The following is a 5177-nucleotide window of genomic DNA, read 5'->3' as shown; positions in this document are numbered from 1 at the left end:
TCCGTCAATCCCGAAAATCCAAGCTGTCTGCTGATCTCCTGTGCGGTCCATTTATACTGTGCCATGATGTCGTTGCCCAAGCTTCGCGGCTGGCTGATAAATAGGTAGGCAGGATTGTCTGCCGCATCGGCCAGTGTTGGCCGGTTTTGCCCCTTTTGTGCGATATAGTTCGCCTTGATGTCGATGTGAAATTTATCGGTTATTTTGGCTTGTGTGCGCAGACCGAAATTGTTTCTCTTCAGCGTATTGGTTGGGATATAACCCTTTACATCTGTATTGGCAAATGAAAAACGGTAGTTTACTTTGTCGGTTCCGCCATCTATACTAAGGTTGTTGACAAACTGTTTCTCCGTTTGAAAAAACGATGAGTAGGTATCTGGTTTCGGTGTTAACTGTAAGATGTTGCCATAAGCATCTTCATAAGTCTGGCCTTCCATTTTTGCACCCCAGCTTGCCCGTGTCGTACGGTCACGTCCGGCGCTCATTTTAGGCATACCACTGTAACCATTTTTCAGCGCTTCACTCATAGAAACAATGGTGCCGTCATCTTTTCTGAAATGTGTAAATGTTCCGTTCAATCCTTGTCCATAGACATTTTGAAAATCCGGTAAGACCAGCCCATTGCCCAATGAAAAATCTGTACCATAGCTAAAACGGGTCTTACCAGCTTTACCAGATTTAGTTGTGATCAAGATAACTCCGTTACTTCCTCTTTGTCCATAAAGTGCGGCCGCATTCGGGCCTTTTAATACCGACATCGTTTCGATGTCTTCGGGATTGATGTTTCCGATTCCGTCGCCATAATCGGTTCCCCCAGATTGGTTTGGAGATGAAATGTTTTGATTATCAATCGGTACTCCATCAACAACATAGAGCGGCTGGCTATTACCGATAAGTGAATTGTTACCACGTATCACGACCTTGGATGAACCTCCGGCACCGGATGCGGCGCGGCTTACCTGCACGCCGGCAACTTTACCCGATAAGGCATTCGCCACATTGGTTTCCTTACCCTGCGTCAGCTCGTCGCCTTTGAGTTCAGCGACTGTATAACCGAGCGCTTTTTTTTCGCGTTTGATACCAAGCGCTGTAACGACAACCTCCTGTAGGTTTTGCGCACTCGATTCCAAACTGATATTGATCGCTAGCTTGTCTCTGTCTGTAATGGTGTAATCCAACAGTTCTCTGCTTTTAAAACCGATAGACGATACGCTGATCTGGTAGCCCTGTCCAGCGGGAATCTGGTCGAGTGAAAAAGTTCCGTCAGGCCTGCTGGTTGTTGTTTTTTTCATTCCGCTCGTCGCATTACGTATGGTTACCGTCGCCGAGGGGATGGGCTTTCCTGTTTCATCTTTGATTACTCCGTTAATGGTCGCATTTTGTTGGGCATTAGCGAGAAGATAGCTTGTTGACAAAAGCCCCACGAGGCCAAGACGCAGTGCCCAGTTTACGTCGGCTCGAATGTTGGATCTCAATAATAGCATAGTCAGGATACTATGCTTGGAAGGTAAATAATTGTGCATAATTTGTGGGTTATGTGAGTGAATGTTATTCGGTGTGTACATGAATGGTTATTTTATGGAGTGCTCGGATATCAGCTAACATGTTGACGTATGCAGATGCTGTATTTTTATACGTTCCACTATAATATTTATTTTGTATATCTTTAGGTTCAACGCTTAGTTTAAGGCCATAATTATGACTGATGATGTGAAGTACATCTTGCAATGGGAGGTTTTTAAAGATCAGTTGTCCGCTAGTTTTTAAGTAAGATCCCCTTTTGCTGGATTGAGAAGTATTGACTCGGGTTTCGGCAATGATCTGTTGTAGCTTGCGATCAATGCTGATTTCTTCGTTGGGTTGAAACTGTAGATTTAAGGCCTGTTTATTTTCAGGATGCTGATTGCTTTTGACTTCAATACGGCCTTCATAAAGTTTTATTTTCGTAACTGCACTACCACCTTCTTCCACACTGAAAACAGTGCCAAGTGCGGTTGTTGTCAAATCTGCCGTATGAACGCGAAAAGGCTTTGTCTTATCCTTCGCTACCGTAAATTTGGCTTTACCTTTTAATTGGATTTCCCGCGCGCTAATAGTTGTGAAATCTGAACTGAATTTTACTTCAGAATTGGGGTATAGCTCGATAGTAGAGCCGTCTGGAACTGCAATTTGTTGAATGGTATTACCTGAATTGATATAATATAAATTACTTGGTTGCTCTTGTGGTGTGGGCTGGACTTTCTTCGCGCTACGATATGCGGTGTTATATTTAGAAGAATCGATCTGGTTTAATCCCAGCCAAGCTCCGATTCCAATGAAGAAGATAATAGCCGCATATTTTAACCAGTTGAAACGATCCTTATTTTTTTGCCCTATTTGTTTGAAAATATGCCCTTTTATTTCCTTTTGGTTTTTAAAATCCGAATCCATCTCATATGCTTGCCATTCCGTTTCCGGCATAAAATCCTCCCAATAAAACTCGTTATTGGCCAGCGCATTTTCTACTGCGGCAATTTCTTCCGCACTGGCTTTACCGCTTAGGTATTTGTCGATGAGTGTTTTTGTAATCTTCATGTATAAAGATTACGATCGAAAATGAGGTAGCCCCCAAAGAAATTAAAAAATAATTTGCACCAGCATACCGAACAGTAAAGCCTTTCGAATGGTTTTTAGTGCTAGTGTCAATTGGTTCTCCACAGTTTTTGTCGATATGGCCAGCTTGTCCGCAATTTCCTTATGCGAAAGATTAGAAAATCGGCTTAGCATAAAAATCTCCTTGCGTTTCTCCGGTAGTTTATCGACAATTTCATGGAGTGTGGATGTAAGTTGTTTGGCATAAAAATCATCCTGAGGGCTATGGCGTAAGACAAATGTCTGATCGTGATCCAAAAGTTTCTTACGGTTATACTCTGCCTTGACCAGATCGATCACCACTGTTCGGGTGATACAGAAAATCTGGGATTCTATGGTGGCATCGATATTTTTGTCACTCATATTTTTCCAGAGTTTGATAAATACACGCTGTACGGTTTCTTCGGCTAGATAAGAAGATTTGGTTTTATGGATTGCATATTGGTATACTTTGGAACTCCATAGGTCAAAATATTCCTCGAATCTTCGAACGATAAGCGCATAATTGATTTCCATAGTGTAGGCTTGGAATAAATGAATTTAGCGATAATGCGCTTTTGCTCCAAGTTTTTTTAAAAATATTTTGCCTCCTTTCTTAGTGGATGAGATTTGTTTTCTGAATGATCTTCGATGTATGGTTATAGACTCTCAATTGGATATTAGTTCCTTGATCGGATTGATTTAGGAATACGATGTTCCCTTTCTGGTTGACATTCAGTGTGTATGTTTTGTCCTTCTCCATCTCAATTTCCTCTGATGCATTCAAAATTTTTAGCCGACCGGTCGAGCTTTTTTTAGTCTCAATGGAAAATGGATTGGCATCTTCGGTTGAGATGGCTAAGGAACTATGTGCGGGGATTGATGTATTGATATACAAAGAACCTTTTTCTTTTTTTTCTATCCGCTGAACGGTGCAAGACTGGAGGGCAATAAAAAATAGAAAGACGGAAAATAATTTCATAAATAAGGCTGTTTTTTTTATATGGGATCTAATCATGCATTATACCGGAGGTTTTTCCCACTAGATTGGAGTTAGATTACTCCAATGTGGAGGGAAAAACCAGTTATGGTCTTAAAAATACAAAAAAATCATAATGACTTATTAATAGAAATGGGGTATTTAACGGATATCTGCATACGATCGTTGTGTATTTATTCGCTAGTTCGGTATTTATACCCCTTCTTGTGTATTTGATACGGGTGTTTCTAAGGCTGTATTTGGACTGGCATAAAGTTTGAATTTTACCCAGCTGTAATAAAATAGAGTATTCACATTAACACATCGACGTATGAAAAAATTAATTCAAACACTGGGACTAGGTATGCTTATTTTAACGGTTTTAGTAGGCTTTACATCATGTAGCAAAGACGATGATCCGGCCGACAACGATCTTTTTGTTGGTAAATATGAAGGCACTATCTCGTATGATGATATGAATAACAATGACAATGATGTTGCCGCTGCAGAAGGAACAGTTACCGTAACAAAAGTTGGCGATACCTATAATTTCGCTTTTGGAAATGGCATTCCAAATCTCAACGGCGTAGATTTTGAAAAAAAGGATAACGTCTTGGTCAACATTGGTTCGGCAGGTACAGGAGTTATCCGTATTGATGCCGGTAAATTGACAATTGGTTATACAAAAGACAGCAAGGTATGGACGGCCAATTGTAACCGGAAATAATAATATAAAAAATAGAAAGTGCCTGTTTACCAGGTGAATGTTGTAGAATTAACATTTTATAACATTATTTTTTAAACGATTAGTGGAGCGATACTGTTCTATTAATAAACAATAAAAGGAAAATAATTATGAGCGAATTAACATGGAAAGGCCGTTGGAACGAAATCAAAGGTAAGGTAAAACAACAATATGCAGATCTTACTGATGATGATCTATTATATGCCGAGGGCAAAGAAGACGAATTGGTAGGTAAACTTCAAAAGAAGACCGGTAAAACACAAGATGAGGTAAATAAGTGGTTAAATGATTTGTAGATTTAATATTGTGTGATAAAAAAGCGGATAACAGCATTGTTATCCGCTTTTTTGATTTAAGAACATATCAACCGATGATGCTTTTAAGTATTTTGAATTCTTATTACGTTGGACAGATTATTTTGATTCCAAGTCCACGATGGAGCAATTGCTTTTTTATTTTTTGTTAAAATTGAAACGGCGTGCAATGCTGAATCCCCAACGGAATTGTCCCTTACCCCAGGAGCTATTTGTTTCGCTAATAAACTGAGATTCTTGTATTGCGGTTGCATTGGTAAAATTGAGATGGAAGATATGGCCTCCGGTATCCATTTCCAAACCGACACCTAATGCATTATAGTAACGCTGTCCGCTTACATCTTCACGATATTTTTTGTTCCACGACTTTCGGAAAGGGAATGTATAGTCTGCTACTAATGCGATCCTATTGCTGACCTTGGCTCGACCGCCAATACCAAGGGCAAATACATCATTCTGATCGTTGTAAGTGGTATAGTTCCGGTGAAGATAGGTTGGGACCACAACGAGCGATAGATTTGAGCTAAAT

At 40.0% G+C, this 5177-nt stretch carries 7 protein-coding genes; 2 read left to right on the top strand and 5 right to left on the bottom strand.

The genetic code is table 11. The annotated features are described in order from the left end of the window. The 4 genes from B2X72_RS16480 to B2X72_RS16465 all read right to left on the bottom strand — a co-directional run. Positions 1 to 1523 (bottom strand): TonB-dependent receptor plug domain-containing protein (locus B2X72_RS16480; protein ID WP_286850757.1); only part of this gene is annotated, 1523 nt, incomplete at its 3' end. Positions 1524 to 1548: 25 nt separating this feature from the next. Further along, a complete protein-coding gene (locus tag B2X72_RS16475) occupies positions 1549 to 2574 on the bottom strand; it encodes a FecR family protein (RefSeq protein ID WP_286850755.1) in 1026 nt (341 codons plus the stop codon). A gap of 42 nt (positions 2575 to 2616) precedes the next feature. After that, positions 2617 to 3147 (bottom strand): sigma-70 family RNA polymerase sigma factor, encoded by a 531-nt coding sequence (locus tag B2X72_RS16470; protein ID WP_286850753.1) that lies wholly within the window; start codon positions 3145 to 3147, stop codon positions 2617 to 2619. A 79-nt stretch (positions 3148 to 3226) separates the two neighbouring features. Then, entirely contained in the window at positions 3227 to 3592 is a 366-nt protein-coding gene (locus B2X72_RS16465) for a hypothetical protein (protein WP_286850750.1), read from the bottom strand. Positions 3593 to 3920: 328 nt separating this feature from the next. On the opposite strand from B2X72_RS16465, the gene B2X72_RS16460 reads away from it, so the two are divergent. Then, complete coding sequence (locus B2X72_RS16460) at positions 3921 to 4316, top strand: hypothetical protein (RefSeq protein ID WP_075991410.1); 396 nt, start codon at positions 3921 to 3923, stop codon at positions 4314 to 4316. Positions 4317 to 4444: 128 nt separating this feature from the next. After that, positions 4445 to 4630, top strand: a complete 186-nt coding sequence (locus tag B2X72_RS16455) for a CsbD family protein (RefSeq protein WP_046672091.1) — start codon at positions 4445 to 4447, stop codon at positions 4628 to 4630. A 156-nt stretch (positions 4631 to 4786) separates the two neighbouring features. Here the strand turns inward: B2X72_RS16455 and B2X72_RS16450 are convergent. Further along, a partial coding sequence (locus B2X72_RS16450; RefSeq protein WP_286850748.1) for a DUF5777 family beta-barrel protein occupies positions 4787 to 5177 on the bottom strand: 391 nt, incomplete at its 5' end.

Source organism: Sphingobacterium sp. UBA7253, assembly GCF_002472745.1.
Lineage (GTDB): Bacteria > Bacteroidota > Bacteroidia > Sphingobacteriales > Sphingobacteriaceae > Sphingobacterium > Sphingobacterium siyangense.
Note: the sequence above shows the minus strand (reverse complement) of the source record. Positions and strands in the feature narration are given on the sequence as shown.

Bases quoted from the DNA above. Each gene is read 5' to 3' on its own strand.
- B2X72_RS16475 (WP_286850755.1), bottom strand. From the start codon at position 2,574: ATGAAGATTACAAAAACACTCATCGACAAATACCTAAGCGGTAAAGCC.
- B2X72_RS16470 (WP_286850753.1), bottom strand. From the start codon at position 3,147: ATGGAAATCAATTATGCGCTTATCGTTCGAAGATTCGAGGAATATTTT.
- B2X72_RS16465 (WP_286850750.1), bottom strand. From the start codon at position 3,592: ATGAAATTATTTTCCGTCTTTCTATTTTTTATTGCCCTCCAGTCTTGC.
- B2X72_RS16460 (WP_075991410.1), top strand. From the start codon at position 3,921: ATGAAAAAATTAATTCAAACACTGGGACTAGGTATGCTTATTTTAACG.
- B2X72_RS16455 (WP_046672091.1), top strand. From the start codon at position 4,445: ATGAGCGAATTAACATGGAAAGGCCGTTGGAACGAAATCAAAGGTAAG.